The sequence below is a fragment of the Providencia sp. genome (assembly GCF_040396775.1).
Classification (GTDB): Bacteria; Pseudomonadota; Gammaproteobacteria; order Enterobacterales; family Enterobacteriaceae; genus Providencia.
This window is the reverse complement of sequence record NZ_JBEBNT010000016.1, coordinates 48,742-71,355: the sequence shown is the minus strand read 5'-3', so window position 1 is coordinate 71,355 and position 22,614 is coordinate 48,742. Positions and strand designations below refer to the sequence as shown.

The following is a 22,614-nucleotide window of genomic DNA, read 5'->3' as shown; positions in this document are numbered from 1 at the left end:
TCTCTACCAATTTAAATTAGATAATTAACTCAACAATTTCCCGATCGCCGTCTCTAATTTCGCCATTCCGCAGTTAATTTCTTCTTCAGAAATAATCAGAGAAGGCGTAAAACGCAGTACGTTAGTGCCAGCGTTTAACATCATCAGGCCTTCCACTGCACTGGCTTGCAAAATATCTTTTGAACGGTTTAATAGTTTGCCATCTAACTCCGCGCCGATTAATAACCCCATTCCTCTGATCTCGGAGAAAATACCGTATTTATCGTTTAGCTTATTTAAATGAGCAACGAATAGCCCGCGACGTTTTTCGACACCTTTTAACACTTCTTCAGTATTAATAATATCAAATGCCGCATTACCTACCGCGCAAGCTAATGGATTACCGCCATAAGTCGTACCATGAGAACCAACTTCCATGGTTTTCGCGATTTCTTCTGTCGTAATCATCGCACTAATTGGAAAACCACCACCCAATGCTTTTGCCGTGGTTAAAATATCGGGCGTCACATCATAGTGCATATACGAAAATAGTTTGCCTGTGCGCCCCATTCCACTTTGCACTTCATCGAAAATCAATAAAGCGTTATTTTTATCACACAGCTTACGAACACCTTGCAGAAATTCTGACGTAGCCGCAGTGACACCGCCCTCCCCTTGTACAGGCTCTAAAACGACCGCACAAGTGTTCTCATCGATCACCGCTTTAACTGCATCAAGGTCGTTAAAAGGCACATGGATAATATCTGCAGGCTTTGGCCCGAAGCCATCTGCGTATTTTGCTTGCCCACCTACCGAAACAGTAAATAGTGTGCGGCCATGGAACCCCTGCTTGAATGCAATGATTTTGGTTTTATAAGGGCTGTATTTTGTGATGGCATAGCGGCGTGCCAACTTAAAAGCCGCTTCATTGGCTTCTGAACCTGAGTTTACAAAAAACGCGCGATCGGCAAATGTCGCTTGGGTGATTTTTTGCGCGAGTTTAAGCGCTTGTTCATTGGTAAAGATATTACTGACGTGCCAAAGCTTTTCACTTTGCTCACGAACAGCCGCGACTAAACTTGGGTGGCAATGACCCAAGGCTAAAACGGCAATTCCGCCCGCAAAATCAATGTATTCTTTACCTTGCTGATCCCAAACTCGGCTTCCTTCGCCCTTGACTGGAATAAACTCCGCTGGCGAAAATATAGGCAACATGACTTGGTCAAAAGTCTGCCGATTTACTGATTGTTGTTCTGTCATACCCCTCACCTGCTCTAACTTGATGCTTAAGTGAAAATATAAGCATCAAATATGAATAAAAAATCACAAAAGAGCAATAGGCAAGGGTGAAATATGCATAATTAATTTGTTATGAACAATATTAACAAACTAATACTTTAAGAAATTATTCAATAACTCATGGCCTTGTTCACTCAAAATGCTTTCAGGGTGAAACTGAACGCCTTCGATTGGTAAGGTTTTGTGCCGTATTCCCATGATTTCATCAACATCACCGTTATTCAGTGACCATGCTGATACATCAAAAGAAACAGGAAGTGTCTCTGCGGCAATAACCAGAGAGTGATAACGAGTCACCGTCAGTGGCCGGTTCAAACCTTTGAACACACCTTGGTGGTTATGATGGATTGCGGATGTTTTGCCATGCATCACTTCACGGGCTTTAACGACAGATGCGCCGAAAGCTTGGCCTATGGCTTGGTGACCAAGGCAAATCCCTAAAATAGGCAGTTTGCCCGCAAAATATTTTATCGCCTCAAGGGAGATCCCTGCTTCATCTGGTGTACATGGCCCGGGTGAAATCACCAGATGTGTAGGCGAAAGCTGTTCAATTTCTTCGATGGTAATTTCGTCATTACGTTTTACAACAACCTCAGCCCCTAACTCACGAAAGTACTGGTAAAGGTTGTAAGTAAATGAATCGTAATTATCAATAAGTAGAAGCATAGTAGCCTATCCGACTGATTTTTATCATTATATATTATATCCCATGCATATTTTCTGGATGTTGACAATCAGAACGATGATTAAAACACCACGAAAAATGACAAAGGGCGGCTATCATAGCACAGCCTTAGCAGGAAAATAGCCTATTTACGTCAAGGAATGTTTTTTATCCATAAAAATTTCCATATAAAAATCATGGAATTATATTTACACTCCCATAACAATTTCATGATGATATTAAGAATTACTTTAAATACAAGGAAGTAAAAGTATTTACTAAAACGATAAAATTAAGACAAACTTTTCGTGGATTTAATAGACAAAAATTAAATTAGAGCTAAAATTAGCACTAAAAATAGAGCTAATTATGAGGTTTAATATGTATACAGAAGCCATTCATGCAAAGAGAACCGCTTCAATAAGCGAATTCAAAAAAAATCCTGCAGCGGTAATGAAAGAATCGGAAGGGGAACCTATCGCTATACTTAGCCACAACAAACCCGCATTCTACTGTGTTCCTCCTGCATTATTCGAGCTGATGGTAGAGCAACTCAGTGATAAATTATTACTTGAAAAAGTAACTCTCCAAATGGATGAGCCAGAGTTAGACGTTAGATTAGATGAAATCTAATCATGTCTCATTTCAAAGTACAATTAAAGTTCAAAATTACTGCGAAGAAGGAATGGGATTCGCTCAATTTAGCAATAAAAGAAAAATTTAAAAAGATTTTAAAAAAGAGAATGGAGCCTTATGAATCACTAACATTGCCAAAGAATCGGCTTTCACTACAACATAATTGCTATAAAATTAAGCTCAAAAATGACGCGTATCGTCTTGCTTATACAGTGAAAAGCGATGATTCTGGTAATATTAATGTCACCGTAACCGTTATTGAGGTAGATAAGCGTGATGAAATCTATAGCGAACTTAAAAAACGACTTATTGACTAGCAAAAGTGGGTAAACGCATTCGCTTACCCACTAAAAACAGCATTAAGGCTTTTTGATCACTTCAGCAGAAATGATTGTAATTGGCTCTACAGGGACATTTTGGTATGGGCCGACATTTTCAGTTTTCACTTTAGAAATTTTATCTGCAACATCCATCCCTTTCACCACTTTACCAAATACGGCGTAACCAAAGTCACGCTGGCCATGGTCTAAGAATGCATTATCTGCGACATTAATAAAGAACTGGCTAGTCGCGCTGTCTTTATTCGCTGTACGAGCCATTGAAATGGTACCGCGTAAGTTACGCAGGCCATTATCCGCTTCGTTTTTAATTGGCGCGCGAGTTTGTTTTTGCTGTAGATCTTTATCAAAACCACCACCTTGGATCATAAAGCCAGGGATCACACGATGAAAAGTGGTTCCATTGTAATAGCCTTCATTAACATATTGAACGAAGTTTTCTGTCGTCACTGGCGCTTTCTTACTGTTCAATTCTAATTCGATATTACCCGCTGATGTGACTAACTTGATATAGGTTTCACCCGCGGATAATGCAAGAGAGGAGGCGCTCATTGCGCAAACGGCCAAAAGTGGCACAAAAATTCGTTTTAACATGTAAGATCCCTTTCGTTATGACGCATTACTACTGCAATTAGGCAATTCTAGAGTGAAGCTGCCCAGATTGCTAAAGATTTACCTATATTTACGCCAAAAGCATGAAAATCACCAAATGCGTTAAATTGTAGACCAACTTTAATAAAAAGCTTCGCTAATTGTGGTTATATCTTCACTGACGACTTTTTCTACTCTCCCTAATCCATTCTTAATTGGATTACACGAGCGCGAATGATATTTCGAGTTGTCGGGAGAGGCTAAGCAAAGCTATAATCCCCCAGCCTTATGAGGCTAACTCAGGGAGAAAGACCAATGGCAATTAAAAATCATAACTACCAGATGGCAAAATTTGTCATCAGTGCACCTGATATCCGTCATCTTCCCAAAGATACGGGTATTGAAGTGGCTTTTGCTGGCCGCTCAAATGCGGGAAAATCCAGTGCATTAAATGCATTAACACAGCAAAAAAGCTTAGCACGCACCAGTAAAACACCGGGAAGAACGCAGCTAATCAACCTATTTGAAGTTGAAGAAGGTGTGCGCCTTGTTGACCTTCCAGGTTATGGTTATGCCGAAGTTCCTGAAGAAATGAAACGCAAATGGCAACAAGCACTTGGCGAATACTTGCAAAAAAGAGAGTGCATTAAAGGCCTCGTCGTTTTAATGGACATCCGTCACCCATTAAAAGATCTCGATATGCAGATGATTGAATGGTCTGTCGCGATGAGTGTACCCGTTTTAGTGTTGCTAACAAAAGCCGATAAGCTGGCTTCAGGAGCAAGAAAGAAACAGCTGGCAGAAGTGCGTGAAGCACTGGCTCCATTAGAGGGAGATATTGAAGTTGAGTATTTCTCTGCGCTGAAAAAAATCGGCGTTGATAAACTGCGAATTAAGCTAGATAGTTGGTATAACACACCCGCTTAACCTGCCGAACAAGTGGGTCGCCGATGACTCACTTGCCCGCCTTAAGTCTAATTCACTGAATTTTAGATAAAAAAATGCTCCAGTCAAAAACTTTGACTGGAGCAGCTAATATTCAGCTAAATCCGATTACGTGAAGTAAAAGGTCTGAAAGATAGAACATCTTACCTCTGTACCCTACGCCTATTAATGTACTTTATTTTTCGTTCGAAAAAAAGTCTTTTTGTAGTTTTTTTTCAAAGCTTATATCGATTCAGCTACCTATATATTAAAATAAAGATAAAAAATCGTATTTTTATTACATATTTATGAGAGCCAAGTCGCATAAAAATGTCGTTTATTTTTTTATTTTTCAAGTTAAATTCAGTGAATTATCGAGGAGTTATGTTCAATTTACAGTCAATAATACCAGACGCATAATTACCCGAAACGTATTCATAAAAAAAGCGCCTAATAAAATTTCATTAGGCGCTTCATTAAATCATGCAATCAATGGTTAGTGGGCTTCATCCCAGTTATCACCAATACCGACTTCCACTTTAAGTGGTACATCCAGCTTTAAGCTTTGCTCCATCAAGGCTTGAACCTGTGCTTGAACGCGCTCTAGCTCAGACTCTTTGACCTCAAAAACCAATTCATCGTGTACTTGCATTAACATATCTGCTTCTGGCTTTTCCGTTTGCAGCCAGTTATCAACAGCGATCATCGCTTTTTTGATGATATCCGCAGCAGTACCTTGCATTGGGGCATTGATCGCTTCACGCTCTGCCGCCTTACGGCGCATACCATTGCTGGATTTAATATCCGCTAAATACAATCTACGCCCTTCTAGCGTCTCAACATAACCCTGTTCAGATGCCTGCACACGTGTATTTTCCATGTAACGTAAAACACCTGGGTAACGTTCGAAATATAAATCCATATAACGCTGCGCTTCACCACGAGGGATGCCTAACTGGCGCGCTAAACCAAATGCACTCATACCGTAAATCAAACCAAAGTTAATCGCTTTTGCACTACGGCGTTGATCGCTCGTGACTTCATCAAGAGGAACACCAAATACCTCGGCCGCCGTTGCTTTGTGGATATCTTTCCCTTCTGCGAACGCGGTGAGTAAGCCTTTATCCTGTGATAAATGCGCCATAATGCGTAATTCGATTTGCGAATAGTCCGCCGCCATAACCTTATAACCGTCACGCGCCACAAACGCTTGGCGAATTCGGCGCCCTTCTTCTGTTCTCACTGGAATGTTTTGTAAGTTTGGATCCCGTGAAGACAGCCGCCCCGTTGCGGTTACTGCTTGATGATATGAAGTATGAACACGGCCAGTACGCGGGCTAATCATCAGTGGTAGCTTATCCGTGTAGGTCGATTTCAATTTAGCTAAACTACGGTGCTCCAAAAGCAATTTAGGTAACGCATGGTTAAGTGCCAGTTCTTCCAGCACTTCTTCATTCGTTGATGCTGCACCACTTGGGGTTTTCTTAATCACGGGTAATTGCAGTTTTTCAAATAAAATCGTCTGCAACTGTTTTGGTGATGCTAGGTTGAACTCTTCACCCGCCAGCTCGAACGCATCTTTTTCTAGCTCAGCTAATCGTGCCGTAATGACTTTGGATTGTGCTGCCAATGTCGCTGCATTAATTAATACCCCTTTGCGTTCCATACGAACTAACACCGGTACCAGCGGCATTTCGATATTTTCAAAAATGTGCTTCAGTTTTGGCTCCGCTTCTACCTGCGGATAAAGCGCTTGATGCAGCAGCAAGGTGACATCTGCGTCTTCCGCTGCATAATTTGCCGCTTCTTCTAACGCAATTTGATTAAATGTCAGCTGTTTTTTACCTTTACCGGCAATCTCTTCGAAACTCACCGTTTTATGGTTAAGATGGCGTTCAGCAAGGCTATCCATATCATGGCGCCCCATGCCTGCCACACTATTTAATACATAGGACTCCAGCATGGTGTCATAACCAATACCTTTTAATTCAATGTCATAGTTTTCTAAAACTTCTGCATCATATTTTAAGTTTTGACCAATTTTGAGGATTGTTTCACTCTCAAGGATCGGTTTCATCGCCTGAAGGACTTCATCAAGTGGTATCTGATCTGGCGCATCTAGATAGTCGTGGCCTATAGGTAAGTAGGCTGCATGGCCAGCTTCAATGGCAAATGACATACCAACTAAACGCGCTTCTTGCGTGTCTAAACTGTCAGTTTCGGTATCAAAAGCAAATAAAGAGGCTGCGCTCAGTTTTTCAACCCAACGGTCTAAATCTGCTTTTTCTAAAATAGTTTGGTAGTTTTCAGCGCTGAGTGTTGGTGTCGCAGGCGCAACAGCTTTCACTGTTGCCGTTGCGGGTGTTTGAGCGGCTTTAGTACTGGCACCTTTGCCATCCATCCAAGAGCCATTTTCAACATCCGCTAACCAACGTTTAAATTCATAGCGGCTAAATAACTGATGAAGCTTATCTGCATCAATCTCAGTAACTTGTAATTCCTCACATTTTTTATCTAACTCAACATCAGTTTTGATCGTCGCAAGTTGGTAAGATAAAAACGCAAGTTCACGGTTTTCCGCCATTTTAGGGGCTAAGGTTTTTGAGCCTCTAAAACCTAATGGTGCGATAGCATCAAGGTCGTTGTAAATGGCGTCTAAACTACCAATGCCTTGTAACAGTGCTAATGCTGTCTTTTCGCCAACACCTGGCACACCCGGAATGTTATCTGATGAATCCCCCATCAATGCAAGAAAATCGATAATAAGTTCAGGAGGAACACCGTACTTATCTTTGACTTCATCAGGGCCTAAAATGGTGTTATTCATGGTATTGATCAGCGTGATATTTGGCTCAACCAATTGCGCCATATCTTTATCACCCGTACTAATCAAAACAGGCATACCTTTACGGCTAGCCTCACGAGCTAAAGTCCCGATAACATCATCGGCCTCTACCCCTGAAACGACGAGCAATGGTAACCCCATCGCCTCAACCATTTCATGTAATGGCGCTATTTGTGCCCGTAAATCATCCGGCATCGGTGGGCGGTGAGATTTATAACTTTCGAATAATTCATCACGAAACGTTTTTCCCTTCGCATCAAAGACAACCGCGACATGGCTAGGCTTATATTGCAACACGAGGCTGCGCAGCATGTTGAGCACGCCATACATCGCACCTGTAGGCTCGCCTGCACTGTTTGTCAGCGGAGGGAATGCATGATAAGCACGGTATAGGTAGGAAGAACCATCAACCAAAATAAGGGGGTTTTCTGCAATCTGAGCCATAGTCTGTCATCATCTTGTTAATCGGGAATGAAGAGCCATAGGATGCCATAATGTGGCTTCGGATACATCCCAAGTTTTACATTACGCCAAGCCTTCACCGAAATTCTGTTGAAATCGAGACCAATTTCAAACAAATGATCACCAATACGAGCCAAGAGAGTGATTATTCACATCATAATTAATCACGATGCGAAAGGGAATATCCTGTGGATAACCATGTGCATATATTTATGTTATTGATTGAATTCAATAAGAAAGGAGGGGTTTTCATATAAAAACAAGAAATAAAAATCAATGAGTTAGCTACGAAATATTTTGATTTAACACAACATGAAGGGAGTAGTCGAATTGTGGATATTGATTCAGTCGCAAAGCAAAATAGCGTGATGGTGGCAGGATTTGCCACCATCAATAAGGCTTACTTTTTATTCACTAAGAAATTCACCACATTAGAGAACTCTTTGCCATAGTCTTCAGCTTTATCAGCAGAAATACCGTTGTTACGGACTTGGTATTTGCCGTCAACAAATAATGCTGGCACGCCGCGTAGTTTTAAATCTTGAGCTGCATTTTGCTGTTTTGCCACGACAGATTTAACCACGAAGCTATTTAGCGCTGCATCATACTCATCACCAGAAATACCCGCTTTGATGAAAGCATTACGGATATCGGCTTTGCTGTTGATAGTTTGTGTTTTTTGGATACCTTCAAACAGAATTGGCGTCACTTTATCTTCCGCTTTCAGTACGATAGCAACTGCCCATGCTTGTGTTAAATCAGCACCTAAAGGCCCTAAAAAATCAACGTGATAACGCTCCATTTTTACGCCTTCAGGTAAATTTGCTTCTACCGTTTGTGGCACTTTATACACACTTTCAAATTGGTAACAGTGTGGGCAATAAAAAGAGAAAAACTCTAAAACTTGTGGCAGGTTTTGCACAGGCTTAACATCGGTATACTCTTTACCTTCCGTGTAATTTGCCGCTGCGGCACCAAAAGACATGGCAATACCAAGCAAAGCCAACATAATTTTTTTCATAGACTACATTCTCCAAAAACAAAGACTTAAATGTTAAAACTGCGGGGTTAATTGCAAAGGAGCATCCTGCAACCGTTCAATTTGCTGCGCAAACTCAATGGATTGCTTTTGCCAAAAATCATCAGCTTGTAGCCATGAAAACGCCCGAGGAAACGCCGGGTCTTGCCAACGACGAATAATCCACCCGAGATAGTGAACCATGCGCATCGCCCTAAGCGGTTCAATCAGCTTTAGCTGTTTTACATCAAAATCAGAAAACTCATTATAGGTTTCTAATAATGTATCTAATTGAATGACTTGCTCTTGGCGTGAGCCATTAAGCAGCATCCATAAATCCTGAATGGCAGGGCCATTTCGCGCATCATCGAAATCCACCATCCACGCCTCATCACGCCACAAAATATTACCCGGATGACAATCCCCCTGCAGTCGCAAGGTGGATAAAGTTGTTGGCCATTGCAATTTGACCTGCGCAATCAGTTTATCTAACGATTCAATAAACAGCTCTTTGTCGCGTTCTTTCAACAACGAGCTTGATACAATAATATCGCGCGGCTTATTAAGGTATTCATCCATCCCCATTGTCGGACGAAATGCAAAGTTTTTGCGCTGACCAATTTGGTGAATGCGCCCTAATAAATGCCCGACACTTTCAAGCTGAAATAAGTTATCTGTTTCATATTGCCGCCCACCGATACTCGGAAAAACAGCAAACATAAAGCCACCAAACTCCAATACGGTTTGCCCAGCAAACTCAAGAGGAGCAGCAACAGGCAGACCTTCATCATGTAACTCTAACGTAAAATCATGTTCTTCTTGAATTTGCGACCGGTTCCAACGCTCAGGCCGATAAAACTTCACCACATAACGTTGGCGGTTTTCATCTTGAAACTGGAAAACACGGTTTTCGTAACTATTGAGTTCTGTCAGCCCTGATTCTAGGTAAATACCCGCTTCCATAAGCGCGTCTAAAATCAAATCGGGTGAAATCCCACTAAAATGGAAATTCGAATGTTCTATTTCATCCATGATTTAGTCTTTTATGATCCCACGAGCACGTAAAATCGCTGTTTTAAAATCATCTTCATAATCTTTTTTCAGGCCAGGGATCGCATCGTTACTGTCTGTGCCACGCATTTTCAGATGATAAATCAATACATCATCTGTTAATTCAGATAAGCTGCCTTTAAAGCCCGCTTCATCAGCAAGTTTCTGCAATAATTCGACAAGGTTTAAATCTGAGTTATCTTTCCAGACAGGGTGCAGAAGCTCAATGACTTCATTTAAGCGATGGCATTTCATGTTTATTCCTTTATCACGAATATTCGATACAAGTTATCAATAATCATACAAGAGAAAAAGCGAACTGTTGTCAATCTACGTAAAGTTTAGCGCCAATACGTACGAATATTCATTGATTTTATAGCAAAATAGAATAAATTTTAGCAATTACTATACGCGAAAGTGTTTACAGGTAAGTTGAAACATTTTCTTGAAGATATTCAAGGATATTGAATATGTCATTTCGACAGTCAATTACAGGGGTCATACTGGCAGGTGGCCGAGGAACACGTATGGGTGGGCAAGATAAAGGCTTAATCCCTTTGTTAGGTAAACCTTTATACCAATATATCCTTGCGCGCTTATCCCCCCAAGTTAACCAAGTGATGATTAATGCCAATCGCAATCAAGATGAATATCGTCAAAGCCAATTAACGGTTATTACGGATTTAAATGCGGACTTTTCAGGCCCTTTAGCGGGAATGCAGGCCGCGCTTCACTATGCAAAAACCGATTGGCTGTTATTCGTGCCTTGTGATGTGCCTTCGTTCCCCTTGAATTTAGCGGAAAAAATGTTCATGGAAAAAGGGCAGCATTTAGCCTGTTATGCGCAAGATGCAGAACGCGAGCACCCAACTTTCGCCCTATTGCATCACAGCCTTCGGTCCCAACTTGATGATTATCTCGCCAGAGGTGATCGCAAGCTAATGCTCTTTATGCAGGAAATCAATGCAAAAGGCATCACGTTCTCGTCAGAAACTGGGTCATTCGCTAATTTGAATACACCAGAAGATAGCCGTAACTGGGAGTTACAACAAAAATAACCATGAAGCAAAATACTCTACCCCTACTTGGAATTACCGCCTACAGTGGCACTGGTAAAACCACCTTATTAAAAAAAGTCATACCATTGCTTAGGCAACGTAACGTACGTGTCGGTTTAATTAAACACACTCACCATGATATGGAAGTGGATAAACCGGGCAAGGACAGCTTTGAATTACGCAAAGCAGGTGCTGACCAAACTCTTGTCGCCAGTGAAAAGCGCTGGGCGCTAATGACAGAAACCCCAGAAACCAAAGAGATGGACCTCTATTATTTAGCCAGCCGATTTGATCCCGCGTCTTTAGATCTGATTTTAGTTGAAGGGTTTAAACATGAGACGATCGATAAAATCGCCTTGTTTCGATCCGAGGTTGGAAAACCACTAAATGGCCTGATCGATAACTATGTGGTCGCTGTTGCCAGCAATGAAATTATTGATACGCAAGTCCCGCAGCTCGATATCAATAACCCAGAGCAAGTGGCAGATTACATCGTCTCTTGGTGGAAAAAAAGTAAATAAACACATACACAGCGCCTATTTGCTGTTCAAATAGGCGCGGCCTAAATTAAAAAATAAGTAAAAACTTATGACTCGTACCCAACGCTTACTAACTCTATTGCAGATCCTAAAAGAAAACCGTTATCCAATTACAGCAGAAACTCTGGCTTCACAGCTTGAAGTAAGTATTCGCTCAATTTATCGTGATATTGAGTCTTTGCGCGACCAAGGGGCTGAAATTGTTGGGGAAGCGGGTATCGGCTACCAGTTGAAAACAGGGTTGTTATTACCACCACTAGCCTTTGACGAAAATGAACTAGAAGCGTTGATTTTAGGACTACGTTGGGTAAAAAGTAATGCGGATAGTGAATTAAAAAACTCTGCCATGCGAGCGATTAGCAAAATCAATGCCGTAGTAGCAGGGAACGCCCAAAAAATTCTCAATCAAAATACCTTATTTGCCCCCACAACACATTATTATGACATCAATGATAAGATCGCTAAGGATTTACGCTCAAGTTTACGCAAAGAATGCAAAGCCAAAATGACTTACCTTGATGCGCAAAATCAACCAACCGAACGAATCATTTGGCCGATTGCAATTGGCTATATGAAGGAGTCCCAAGTCTTAGCGGCGTGGTGTGAATTACGAGAAAGCTACCGTCATTTTCGCTTGGATCGGATTCAGTCGTACTTTGCACTTTCTGATAAGTTACCGTATCCAAAGGAATATTTATTAGCACGCTGGCAAAAAGAAGTGTTGTGTGTGTCTCCTGACAATTTCTGACACTGCCCTCCCTTATAGTAAGTGCTCAACTTCATATAAGGGAATAACCATGAGCGAACTCGTCCTGTTTACTAATTCAATGTCACGTGGCAATACTGTTGATTTATTATTAAAAATCTTAGATGTGCCTTACAAACGCATTGAGTTAGGCTATGGTGCAGACATGCACACCGCTGAATACCTCGCGATTAACCCAATGGCGAAAGTGCCTGCATTAGTTGATGGCGATGCTATCGTCACAGAAACTGCAGCGATTTGTGCTTATTTAGCAGATAAGTTCATTGAAAAAGGCTTAGCACCTGCATTAGATGACCCAAGACGAGCTGATTATTACCGTTGGTTTTTCTTTACCGCTGGCCCAATTGAATCGGCTTTCACCGTTAACGACTTAGGCATTCAATTAAACGAAGAACAACAAAAATCGTCTGGCTTTGGTTCTGTAGAACGTACAATGGCTTGCTTAGAAGTCGGTCTAAACAGCGCTAAACCGTTTATTTGTGGTGAGCAATTTACTGCTGTGGATGTGTATGTCGGTGCATTTGTGATGTTCCTCGTGAAATATACGCCGGTGGAAACAACCCCAGGGATGCAAAAATACCTCGATAGCTTAGCGACTATTCCTGCAATTGCCGCACTGCTGGAAAAATAATGCCAAAAAAAGCTAAGCTCATCAGAGCTTAGCTTTTAACTTTCGTTAACCATGCTTAACGCATCGTCACAAACTCTTCCGCTGCAGTTGGGTGGATTGCCACGGTATTATCGAAGTCTTTCTTGGTTGCGCCCATTTTTAATGCGACCGCAAAACCTTGAAGAATTTCATCCATACCGAAACCAATACCATGAATTCCGACAATTTTTTCATCTTCACCGACACAAACTAACTTCATGCGACAAGGTTGGCGGTGGGAAGTGACTGCGGTATACATCGCTGTAAACGATGATTTGTAACTTTTCACGTTATCCGCACCGTATTTTTCAACCGCTTCTGGCTCAGTTAAACCGACAGTGCCAATTGGTGGATGAGAGAATACAACGGTTGGGATATTGCTGTAATCTAAGTGCTCATCTGGCTTGTTATTAAATAAGCGCTCAGATAAACGACGACCGGCAGCTACCGCAACTGGCGTTAATTCCACTGCACCCGTGTTATCACCCACTGCATAAACACCCGCAACGTTGGTATTTTGATATTTATCGACTTTGATGTAACCTTTATCGTTTAGTGCAACACCCGTTGCTTCAATATTCAGGTTATCTGTCATTGGCTCACGACCAATAGCCCAAATTAATGCATCAACAGTTTGTTCATGGCCGTTTTCTAATTTCAACGTTAATGAACCATCCGCATTTTTCACCACTTCTTTTGGAACCGACTCGGTGTGCAGTTTTGGCCCTTCGGTGTTCATCACTTCCACCAGCGTTTCGACAATCAGTGGGTCGAAAGAGCGCAGTGGTGCATGTTTACGAACAAATAAATGCGCCTCAGCCCCTAAACCGTTTAACACGCCAGCCAGCTCAACCGCGATATAGCCCGCGCCAACCACCGCCACACGTTTTGGTAAATCTGCCAGTTCGAAGAAACCATCAGAAGTCATGCCATACTCTGCGCCAGGGATCGCTGGGATCACAGGGCGGCCACCCGTTGCTATCAAAATATGATCGGCAGTATAGGTTTCGCCATTCACTTCAACGGTATGTGCATCGACAAAACGAGCAAAACCGCTGATCACATCCACTTTATTATTCCCTAATACACGGTCATAAGATTGGTGAATACGATCAATATAAGCAGTACGACTCTCAATTAAGGTTTTCCAATCAAAACGGTTGATGGTTGTGTCGAAACCATAATCAGGGCCATAGTTGCGAATGGCTTCTGAAATCTGCGCAGCATGCCACATCACTTTTTTCGGCACACAGCCGACGTTAACGCATGTTCCGCCTAATGCTTTCGCCTCAATTAAGGCACATTTTTGTCCATACATCGCCGCACGGTTCATCGATGCAATACCACCGCTACCGCCACCAATTGCAATATAGTCGTAATGTTTGCTCATAATTTGGTTATTCCCATTTATTGAATGACTTATTAATTCATTTTCTCGCAGGTCGCTACCCATTGTCATGAGATAAATGGCGATTTGCGATAGGCCACACCTGTTATTTCAATTGGCATGACCTATTAATTAGGTGAATTACTCAGGCACAATCCACTCAACTAAGGTGTGCCCTGTTCCTTCTGGAACCAGTGTTTTGTGCAACCATGGCAGTACATTTTTCATTTGCTGCTCGAGTTTCCAAGGCGGATTGATCACAATCATTCCTGATGCCGTCATACCACGCTGGTCGCTGTCAGGGCGCACTGCTAACTCAATTTGTAGAATCTTACGAATGCCTGTTGCTTGCAATTGGTTGACCATGCGCTTAATTTGCTGGCGCAATACCACTGGGTACCAAATCGCATAAGTTCCTGTTGCGAAGCGTTTATAGCCTTCAGCAACCGCTTTCACTACCGCTTCATAATCTGATTTCATCTCATAAGGTGGGTCCATCAAAGCAAAACCACGGCGGCTGTGCGGGGGTAATTTTGATTTCAATTGTTGATAGCCATCTTCCCGTGAAACTTGCGCACGGCCATCTTTTAAGAACTCACCACGTAATAAAGGATAGTCGCTGGTATGTAATTCGGTTAATACTAGTTTATCGTGTTCACGTAATAAAAATTTGGCTAATAACGGCGAACCCGGATAATAACGTAAACGCCCACCGTCATTAAGACGACGTACGATATTCATATACGGCAGTAATTCTTCAGGTAAATCCGGCTGCTCCCAAATACGTGCAATTCCGTCGAGGTATTCACCGGTTTTTTCTGCATGTTCACCCGTTAATTGATAACGACCCGCTCCTGAGTGCGTATCTAAATACAAAAACGGTTTTTCTTTCTCTTTCAGAGATTCGATGATCAAGCTCTGTACTGTGTGTTTTAACACATCAGCATGGTTGCCTGCGTGAAAGCTATGACGATAACTTAACATGTAACGTTTATTTCCTGAGGAAATTCAACACTAACCACCATTGTGGTTACTATTAAATAAATGCGTAAAAGAGCGCCTTTTTGAATAAAAAATAGGCCGTATTGATTCTTGTGCGCCATTATAGCGAAATTTGCTCATAATTGTCACAGTCATAAAATCAGTAAAATCCGCATGACCTAAATGCGATAAAACGCTATCCTAAACACAAATTTTGACACATTTAAGGGAAAAAAAATGAAAAAGTTACTCACCATCACCGCAATTTCTGCTGTTTTCTTTACTAGCACTTCAGCAATGGCGGCTAAAGGCCAAAATGGCTGCGAAATAAAAAAACAAAATATTGAAGAACAAATTAAATACGCCAAACAGCATGGCAACCAATATCGTGTTAATGGCTTAGAACAGGCGTTAGATAATGTAAATCGTTATTGCACACCAGAGTCTTTATACCGTGATAGCCAAAAAGATGTTGCTGAGAAAACCGAAAAAGTCCAAGAACGCGAAGCAGAATTACAAGAAGAAAAAATCAAAGGCAATGACCGCAGTAAAATCGAAAAACGTGAACGTAAATTAGCCGAAGCGCAAGAGGAACTGAAACAAGCACAAGCGGAATTAGAAACCTACAAAGACGCACTTTAGTCTTTCTCGTTTTATTATTAACCGCACTTCAATGCCTATTTTCATTGAAAAATAGGCGTTGGAGTAAAGTTATCCCCAAATTTACGCTATAGTAATGGCAGGTTATCGTTAATAAACAGCAAATTGCTCGAAATACTGCATCAATTTAGCAGTAAAAATAAGAGGGACATCAATGTCAGATATGCAGGAAGACGAACAAAAAGAAACCAACAAACTGAAAGCAACACTGACAAAAAGCCTCGATGGCAGTAAAAAAGCCCTCACTTTCTCAATGCGTGTAGTGAATTTTATTACCGCGATCCCTTTTATTGCGCACTTAATTCGCACCGCGCAGCGCTTTACTGACCGCATGGGCAACCAGTTTGGCGCCGCTATTACTTACTTCTCTTTTCTCTCATTAATTCCTGTATTGATGTTCTCCTTTGCGGCTGCGGGTTTCGTGTTAGCCAGCAATCCCGAGCTCCTTGAAAAATTGGTACGGGGCATTTCAGCCAATATTACTGACCCTACCCTCGCCAATACGTTGGAAAGAACCATTGATACCGCAATTCGCCAGCGGACAACCGTCGGTTTAACGGGTTTAGCATTAGCCGTATATTCTGGGGTTAACTGGGTTAATAACTTGCGATTAGCGATTTTGGCGCAATCTCGGCCTGTTTGGGAACGGAATCAAGACGAGCAAGAGAATATCGTTTTTCGCTACATTCGCGACTTTTTTGCGCTAATTGGCCTCTTAATTGCGTTGATTGTCACCATTACGCTGACATCCGTTGCTGGTTCAGCCCAAGCCACCATCGTCAGCACGCTGGGTTTAGATGGCATTGAGTGGCTAAAACCAGCGTGGACGCTAATTGGTTTAGGGATATCCATCACCGCGAACTTCCTGTTATTTTTATGGATATTTTGGATCCTACCGCGCATGCAACACCGTCGCCGTTCCTTGTTTAAAGGGACATTATTAGCCGCGATAGGCTTTGAAATCATTAAATCCGTCATGACGTGGATTTTACCAAATTTGGCTTCATCACCTTCCGGTGCTGCATTTGGGTCAGTACTGGGTCTGATGGCGTTTTTCTACTTCTTTGCTCGCTTAACCTTATTTTGCGCGGCGTGGATTGCAACAGACGAGCCCAAGGATTCACAGCAAGAAGCCACGCTCTAGCCGTTTATTCAGGGGGATTTCCCCCTGATTTCCCTGCACCAAACTATGCTTGTAACTCTTTAACCAATATCTCGACAAGTTCAGCGGCTGGCATTTCACGTATCTTCGCGACATTTTGCCCTGCCCAGTGAGCCGCATATTCGTCGCTCCCTGATTTTATCGCGGCGGCATTAAGCTGCTTACCCACATCATAGGCGATTGGGTAATCTGGCAATTTGCTCAGATCATACTGTGCCCCTGTTTTAATAAATGAGTTAACAATCCCCCGAGCGGGGCGCCCTGAAATTGCCGCCGTCAATGTCGTGTTATCTACGGTTTGCTGTTTTAATTTGACGCGATACCTCGCATTGGTTGCAGATTCTGGACATAACAAAAATGCAGTGCCAAGCTGTGCAGCAGCTGCGCCATTGCTTAATGCGGCTTTGATATCTTGGCCATTCATAATACCGCCCGTGGCGATAATAGGTAGATGGATGTGCTGCGCCAATAATTTCACTAACTCTTGCGTCGTGAGTTCATCATCAGGTGCTTGTACATCAAACATCCCACGGTGCCCGCCCGCTTCAATCCCTTGGGCTACTATCGCATCAATTCCTGCTTGTTCAATCACCTTAGCTTCTTGCAAATTGGTTGCTGCCGCCATGGTGTAAATCCCCTGCGCTTTTAGCTGATTAATCACCTCAACCGATGGCACATTAAAGTGAAAACTAACTACAGGGGGTTTCATTTCAAGGAATAATGCCAACATCTCGGGGTTATCAAGGAAAGAGAGATAGATTTCCCCCAATTGTTCAGGTGGCTGAGCATTAAATAGGGAGAATTGCGGCGATAGATAATCCACCCACGATTGTTCATTCGCCTGGCTGCGCTTTGGCGTTAGATGGCAAAATACATTCACATTGAAAGCTTTATTCGTTAATGCTTGGGTTTGTGCAATGAGTTGGCGAGCTTGCTCAACAGAACTTGCCCCTAGCGCCAGTGAACCTAAACCACCAGCCTCTGAAACCGCAGCAGCCAATGCGGGTGTTGACACAACCGCCATCGGTGCTTGAATGATTGGATAGCGCAAACCTAATCGCTGTAGAAATGCATTTGAGTTATTCATTATCTTTCCTTTATCTCAATGTCAGGGTACACTTTATGTTCTTATTTAAAGAATAAACATAACATAACATTCACATAAAAAGAAAATGAACTCTGAATCGTTAAAAATATTTTGCACTGTTGCCGCCGAACTCAGTATTACTCGTGCCGCAACTCGCTTAGGTCGCGTACCATCAAATATCACCACTCGCATCCAGCAGTTAGAAGCAGATTTGGGTGAGTCACTTTTTATTCGTCAAAATAAGCGTTTAGAACTTTCTGAAGCAGGCAGGCAATTTCTCGATTATGCGCAGCGGCTGCTGGCTTTAGAAGAAGAGGCTCGCCATGTGATCAGCGGCGGTCAAGATGGAGGGCAATTGCGTATTGGGAGCATGGAAAGCACAGCCGCTTGTCGGTTGCCTTTACCGCTAGCGCAATTCCATCAACAAAACCCAAACACACGATTATTATTACGTACAGGGTCTTCACTATCACTCCTTGACCAAGTGCATACAGGGAAACTGGATTGCGCTTTTGTTGCCCTGCCATCTTCGCTCTATGAGCCTAGCCAGTTTTCACAAATGGGCATCAAAACAGAGGTTATTTGGCAGGAAGAACTGCAATTACTGCTTCCTGAACATGACCGCAGTGCGAACAAGAATGCTGATATTAAGACTCGTTCACTCGCCGCATTTACCCAAGGATGCAGCTACCGCAATATTGCTGAGCAGTGGTTAGGGATCCCCGCTAATTTAGAGTGGAATATTCAGGAGATGAATTCTTACCATGCCATGATTGCTTGTGTCACGGCAGGAAGTTGTGTCGCACTGTTGCCTAAACACCTCATCGACTCAATGCCAATTTCGCCATTGCAATTAGGCCGTATCCCAATCACGACCTGTGACACACTGTTGATTTATCGTGAAAATTACCACGTCCCCGCATTTAGCGCATTTAAAGCGTGCATCACATCTTTGCGTAATGGGTAAGATAGGAAATTCCCAATTGGCAGCCTGATAAGGACTTTTGATGACAACTGTAGCCCAACAACTGGAAAGCTTATCCTGCGGGGTGGTTCTCTACTACCATAATCAACTAAAAAATAGTGTGGGCACATTTTGCGCCAGAGGCACATCACTGGATAACGCCCCGCTTACCGTCGATACGCCATTACGCATTGCCAGTAACAGCAAAACCTTTACCGCTGCGGCAATTTTGCGTTTAGCTGAAATGGGCAAAGTTAATATTGATGAGGCAATCTTCACGCTGATTGACCCACAATATGACGCATTGCTGAGCACGCAATACGATACCCAGCAAATTACCGTTCGCCATTTGCTCAACCACAGTAGTGGGTTACTTGACCACGCGGATGCAGATTACCTTAAAGAGGTGATTAAGCGCCCAGATTACCAATGGAGCCGCCTTGAGCAGGTTGAGATGTATGTGCACAAACAATTCCCTTTCATCTCCCCTTCTGAATCCTTTATTTATTCGGATACTGGGTACATTTTACTCGGTGATATTATTGAGCGAATAACGGGTCAATCCCTTGGGCAATCTGTTAGGGAGTTGCTCAATTTTGATAAAATCGGCCTAGAAAATGCTTACTGGGAGTATTTAGAACAACCACCACAAAGTGCAGCGCCACGGGCAAAACAATACCTTGGTAAGTTCGAAGGAACACATATTCACGCCTCTATGGATGTTTATGGTGGTGGTGGGTTGATTATGTCCTCAAAACAAATGGCTCAATTTTTAGAGGCCTTATTTGAAGGGCAAATTTTTGCATCACCTAAAACACTTGAAACCATGCTAAGTGTAGGCCCTCATGAAGATGCCGAAAGCTACCGCTTAGGTATTATGGTAAGTGAAGTCAACGGTATCACTCTTTATTCACATTTAGGTTTTTGGGGATCTGTCGCCTACTATTCACCAGCAACTAAAACCAGCGCGGCTGGTTTTGTGGATGACAAAGACTCAAGAGCCACATTGATTAGCGTGATCGAAACGTTATTAACTGAACAATAATTGGCGGGAAACAAGATAGCCTATGTATTTACACAGGCTATCTTTTTGTCAGTTATTGAGCCGCTGGTGTTGCAGGTGCAACCTCAGTTGGCTCTGGCGTTGCAGGGATTTGCGGCCAAAGGACTTTATTGAATTTCTGGCGAATTTGCTCTGCATCCATGGTTTGCTTATCTTTAGGTTGTGCTAGAACAAAAGCGGCCTCTTGGGACAACAAACGTCTCGCTTCCATATTCACTTGGTCAAGGCTTTGTGCTGCTAAGAAAGCCTGTCTTAAACGTTGGTATTGCTCTGGTGCGATATCCACAACGCCATTTTGCTGGGAAATCAACCTCTGACTAATCAACACATCAGTACTGGTGCGCGCATACGCGGCAAATAACTGGGACAACTGCACCTGTTTTTCTTTGATCATCTCATCAAACAATTCAGGGGCAATCCCATTTTGATTAATCGCAGCAAGTTCGCTTGCCACAAGGTCTGTTACTGCTGCCATTTTTTCTGGTGCAGCCGTTACTGTCAGCGTACACGTGGCCTTTTGGTATTGCACTCGGCAATCCAAGCCTGGAACGACCTCATCTTGATTGAATTTTTGGTTAAATGATTTTTGCAACGTACGGTAAACTGCTTCCCGCGCTAAATCGCTTGCCCAGTAACGTAATAAAACGTTTGAATCATTAATTGGTAACCAATCGATATCCCAAATTAAGGACAGAGTATCTTGCGCAGGTTGGTCTTGCAGAATATCAATGGACTGCGGCTTAACGGTGGATAATACCGCAACAGAAACGGGTTCTGAACGTCTGCCTTGCAGCCCTGAGAACGTTTGTGAGATGGTATCGGATAGCATCCGTGAGTCCACGTGCCCTGCTACATATAGCGTCATCACATCTGGGGTATACCATTTTTGGTAAAAATCATTCACACCGGCAAGATCAACATTTCCATTTGGCTTCTGGCCTGGGTCATAGCCCATCATGGCAGATCCTTTCAAACGCGCACGCCAAACTGGATCATTCGCATTTAACGGCAGCGTTGCAACAGGCACATTTTTCGCTTCAAGCCCATTATGCAACGCGGCTTCGGTGTATGTTGCACCTGCCACTGACGTCGACAGCCAACTCAGCGCCTGTTTAATTAAATCAGGGCGGTTGTTCGGTAAACTTAAGCTGTAAATCGTGTAGTCATAGGAAACTACAGCAGGGGGAATTGGCATATCAGGGTCTGTCGCCTGACGCCAAAATTCTTGTAAATTGGCAGCTGGAAATGCTTCTGTTTGGTGAAGCAACGCCATTTTAGGGATTAAATAGCTATAGCCTTTTTCGCTCGCTTTTTCGGATAATGAGCCTGTTTTGATGGCTAATCTGAGCTGAATACGGTCATTCGGGCGCTGTGGTGTTTGTAATAATTGCCAGCTAAAGCCATTTTCTAGCTTTCCTTGCTGCCATGCTGGATCGGGTTGCAACGGTTCAGCCTGCGCAAATTGCGCCACTGACAGTAATACAACACTGATAATATACCGAACTTTCAAGCCCTGCATGTAAACCCCTATGTGTTTTATATCTTTATATTTAACCGCAAATTACGACGAATAAATTAACCAAAAACGCGAACTTACTGGGTTAAATGATACCGTATGGCTTTATCCAATCTGTCATTGTCACCACTCTAACGATATTAGACCATAAAGCTGAGAGCATGTTCATGGCTTAGTCTGAATTTTGTTGTTTTCTTTGACGATTATAACCTTTTGCCAATAAACCAAGCTCATCATCGTGATGATAGCTAGACACCGCCACCTGATTAACAGATTCGTTCGTCTGCAATTCAATCGCAATTTTACGTAATGGCCTCACAATCATCCGGCTGACGCACCATGTCATCGCAATGGCAATAATCAATACCAACAATAAATAGGTGGTCGTCATCAGGGCAAGCGTATTTAACGCAAACCGATAAACACGGTTCGAATCGACCTGCAATGTTAAATAACCTTGAGGCTTGGCTTGTAGCACAACATTGCCATACGCATATAGTGGCACGGTCATTTCCACAGGAATGCCCACAATATACTCTGCCCATTCAGGTATCGGCTTCGGCGTCGCAAAACTTAAATTCATAACAGTTGCGTTATCAACCGTGACAATCGCTTTACCCATAATGCCGGAGGTTTTTAAGCTCACAAGCAACCTTTTCGCTTCGTTAAGATCTGAGCTTAGCAGAGAATCTGTCAACGGTTTTTGAATTTGCACAACAGCATTACTGAGTTGGTCTAAGTAATCCTGCTTACGCTGATCTAGTAAGTAGCTGAATTGAATAGCTAAAAAAAGCGCAAGTGAGAGTAATGTAATCGCAAAAAATGCAACCATACTTTTTAATGTTAGTGAGCGTTGGACTCGCGTGTTCATTTGGCCACAACCTTCCTAATCAAGCCGCTTTTTAAAGTAAGAACGAAAGACATCCGTCAGTATACTTGATTTTATCTGCAAAAGAGCAATTTAAAAAGAAAGATT

The 22,614-nt window shown here is 42.6% G+C and carries 24 protein-coding genes; 11 read left to right on the top strand and 13 right to left on the bottom strand.

Features of this window, described 5'->3' with window-relative positions:
* Positions 1 to 24: 24 nt before the first annotated feature.
* Positions 25 to 1,239: an aspartate aminotransferase family protein gene (locus ABWP91_RS15490; protein WP_353244011.1), complete on the bottom strand. Its 1,215-nt coding sequence runs from the start codon at positions 1,237 to 1,239 to the stop codon at positions 25 to 27.
* A 129-nt stretch (positions 1,240 to 1,368) separates the two neighbouring features.
* Entirely contained in the window at positions 1,369 to 1,944 is a 576-nt protein-coding gene (locus tag ABWP91_RS15485) for an aminodeoxychorismate synthase component II (RefSeq protein WP_353244010.1), read from the bottom strand.
* 367 nt (positions 1,945 to 2,311) lie between these two features.
* Between ABWP91_RS15485 and ABWP91_RS15480 the strand changes: the two genes are divergently transcribed.
* Positions 2,312 to 2,575 carry a type II toxin-antitoxin system Phd/YefM family antitoxin gene (locus ABWP91_RS15480; protein WP_353244009.1) on the top strand — a complete coding sequence of 88 codons (264 nt, stop codon included), beginning with the start codon at positions 2,312 to 2,314 and terminating at the stop codon, positions 2,573 to 2,575.
* Between the two features lie 2 nt (positions 2,576 to 2,577).
* Positions 2,578 to 2,895 (top strand): type II toxin-antitoxin system RelE family toxin, encoded by a 318-nt coding sequence (locus ABWP91_RS15475; RefSeq protein ID WP_353244008.1) that lies wholly within the window; start codon positions 2,578 to 2,580, stop codon positions 2,893 to 2,895.
* A 42-nt stretch (positions 2,896 to 2,937) separates the two neighbouring features.
* On the opposite strand, the gene ppiA is transcribed toward ABWP91_RS15475, so the two are convergent.
* The gene (gene ppiA / locus ABWP91_RS15470) at positions 2,938 to 3,510 is read right to left on the bottom strand and encodes a peptidylprolyl isomerase A (protein WP_353244007.1); all 573 of its coding nucleotides are present in this window, start codon (positions 3,508 to 3,510) and stop codon (positions 2,938 to 2,940) included.
* 312 nt (positions 3,511 to 3,822) lie between these two features.
* On the opposite strand from ppiA, the gene yihA reads away from it, so the two are divergent.
* Positions 3,823 to 4,434 (top strand): ribosome biogenesis GTP-binding protein YihA/YsxC, encoded by a 612-nt coding sequence (gene yihA, locus ABWP91_RS15465; RefSeq protein WP_219245435.1) that lies wholly within the window; start codon positions 3,823 to 3,825, stop codon positions 4,432 to 4,434.
* A 112-nt stretch (positions 4,435 to 4,546) separates the two neighbouring features.
* Here the strand turns inward: yihA and spfP are convergent, their stop codons facing one another.
* The 5 genes from spfP to ABWP91_RS15445 all read right to left on the bottom strand — a co-directional run bounded on the left by spfP (position 4,547) and on the right by ABWP91_RS15445 (position 10,061).
* A complete protein-coding gene (gene spfP / locus ABWP91_RS19840; protein WP_438361642.1) occupies positions 4,547 to 4,594 on the bottom strand; it encodes a small protein SpfP in 48 nt (15 codons plus the stop codon).
* A gap of 333 nt (positions 4,595 to 4,927) precedes the next feature.
* Entirely contained in the window at positions 4,928 to 7,720 is a 2,793-nt protein-coding gene (gene polA / locus ABWP91_RS15460; protein WP_353244006.1) for a DNA polymerase I, read from the bottom strand.
* A 418-nt stretch (positions 7,721 to 8,138) separates the two neighbouring features.
* Positions 8,139 to 8,759, bottom strand: a complete 621-nt coding sequence (dsbA, locus tag ABWP91_RS15455) for a thiol:disulfide interchange protein DsbA (protein WP_206084827.1) — start codon at positions 8,757 to 8,759, stop codon at positions 8,139 to 8,141.
* Between the two features lie 33 nt (positions 8,760 to 8,792).
* Complete coding sequence (locus tag ABWP91_RS15450) at positions 8,793 to 9,788, bottom strand: serine/threonine protein kinase (RefSeq protein WP_353244005.1); 996 nt, start codon at positions 9,786 to 9,788, stop codon at positions 8,793 to 8,795.
* 3 nt (positions 9,789 to 9,791) lie between these two features.
* Positions 9,792 to 10,061, bottom strand: coding sequence for a YihD family protein (locus ABWP91_RS15445; RefSeq protein WP_353244004.1), 270 nt, complete (start codon positions 10,059 to 10,061; stop codon positions 9,792 to 9,794).
* Between the two features lie 215 nt (positions 10,062 to 10,276).
* On the opposite strand from ABWP91_RS15445, the gene mobA reads away from it, so the two are divergent.
* The 4 genes from mobA to ABWP91_RS15425 all read left to right on the top strand — a co-directional run bounded on the left by mobA (position 10,277) and on the right by ABWP91_RS15425 (position 12,800).
* Positions 10,277 to 10,864: a molybdenum cofactor guanylyltransferase MobA gene (mobA, locus tag ABWP91_RS15440; RefSeq protein WP_353244003.1), complete on the top strand. Its 588-nt coding sequence runs from the start codon at positions 10,277 to 10,279 to the stop codon at positions 10,862 to 10,864.
* A 2-nt stretch (positions 10,865 to 10,866) separates the two neighbouring features.
* Positions 10,867 to 11,385, top strand: coding sequence for a molybdopterin-guanine dinucleotide biosynthesis protein MobB (mobB, locus tag ABWP91_RS15435; protein WP_353244002.1), 519 nt, complete (start codon positions 10,867 to 10,869; stop codon positions 11,383 to 11,385).
* A gap of 67 nt (positions 11,386 to 11,452) precedes the next feature.
* Positions 11,453 to 12,151: a helix-turn-helix transcriptional regulator gene (locus ABWP91_RS15430; RefSeq protein WP_353244001.1), complete on the top strand. Its 699-nt coding sequence runs from the start codon at positions 11,453 to 11,455 to the stop codon at positions 12,149 to 12,151.
* A gap of 49 nt (positions 12,152 to 12,200) precedes the next feature.
* On the top strand, positions 12,201 to 12,800 hold the full coding sequence (locus tag ABWP91_RS15425) for a glutathione S-transferase family protein (protein WP_353244000.1): 600 nt from the start codon (positions 12,201 to 12,203) through the stop codon (positions 12,798 to 12,800).
* 55 nt (positions 12,801 to 12,855) lie between these two features.
* Here ABWP91_RS15425 and gorA read toward each other — a convergent pair whose 3' ends face one another.
* The gene (gene gorA, locus ABWP91_RS15420) at positions 12,856 to 14,208 is read right to left on the bottom strand and encodes a glutathione-disulfide reductase (protein WP_353243999.1); all 1,353 of its coding nucleotides are present in this window, start codon (positions 14,206 to 14,208) and stop codon (positions 12,856 to 12,858) included.
* A 138-nt stretch (positions 14,209 to 14,346) separates the two neighbouring features.
* Positions 14,347 to 15,189, bottom strand: coding sequence for a 23S rRNA (adenine(2030)-N(6))-methyltransferase RlmJ (locus tag ABWP91_RS15415; protein ID WP_353243998.1), 843 nt, complete (start codon positions 15,187 to 15,189; stop codon positions 14,347 to 14,349).
* 234 nt (positions 15,190 to 15,423) lie between these two features.
* Here ABWP91_RS15415 and ABWP91_RS15410 point away from each other — a divergent pair, with 234 nt between their 5' ends.
* A complete protein-coding gene (locus ABWP91_RS15410) occupies positions 15,424 to 15,828 on the top strand; it encodes a DUF1090 domain-containing protein (RefSeq protein WP_353243997.1) in 405 nt (134 codons plus the stop codon).
* A gap of 172 nt (positions 15,829 to 16,000) precedes the next feature.
* Entirely contained in the window at positions 16,001 to 16,990 is a 990-nt protein-coding gene (gene yhjD / locus ABWP91_RS15405) for an inner membrane protein YhjD (protein WP_353243996.1), read from the top strand.
* Between the two features lie 43 nt (positions 16,991 to 17,033).
* On the opposite strand, the gene ABWP91_RS15400 is transcribed toward yhjD, so the two are convergent.
* Positions 17,034 to 18,095, bottom strand: coding sequence for an NAD(P)H-dependent flavin oxidoreductase (locus tag ABWP91_RS15400; RefSeq protein ID WP_353243995.1), 1,062 nt, complete (start codon positions 18,093 to 18,095; stop codon positions 17,034 to 17,036).
* 85 nt (positions 18,096 to 18,180) lie between these two features.
* Here ABWP91_RS15400 and ABWP91_RS15395 point away from each other — a divergent pair, with 85 nt between their 5' ends.
* Together ABWP91_RS15395 and ABWP91_RS15390 are read left to right on the top strand one after the other, a co-directional pair.
* Positions 18,181 to 19,062 (top strand): LysR substrate-binding domain-containing protein, encoded by an 882-nt coding sequence (locus tag ABWP91_RS15395; RefSeq protein ID WP_353243994.1) that lies wholly within the window; start codon positions 18,181 to 18,183, stop codon positions 19,060 to 19,062.
* A gap of 40 nt (positions 19,063 to 19,102) precedes the next feature.
* Positions 19,103 to 20,104, top strand: coding sequence for a serine hydrolase domain-containing protein (locus ABWP91_RS15390; protein WP_353243993.1), 1,002 nt, complete (start codon positions 19,103 to 19,105; stop codon positions 20,102 to 20,104).
* A gap of 52 nt (positions 20,105 to 20,156) precedes the next feature.
* On the opposite strand, the gene ABWP91_RS15385 is transcribed toward ABWP91_RS15390, so the two are convergent.
* Positions 20,157 to 21,641, bottom strand: a complete 1,485-nt coding sequence (locus tag ABWP91_RS15385) for a M16 family metallopeptidase (RefSeq protein ID WP_353243992.1) — start codon at positions 21,639 to 21,641, stop codon at positions 20,157 to 20,159.
* Between the two features lie 169 nt (positions 21,642 to 21,810).
* Entirely contained in the window at positions 21,811 to 22,509 is a 699-nt protein-coding gene (locus ABWP91_RS15380) for a HAMP domain-containing protein (protein WP_353243991.1), read from the bottom strand.
* Positions 22,510 to 22,614: the final 105 nt, after the last annotated feature.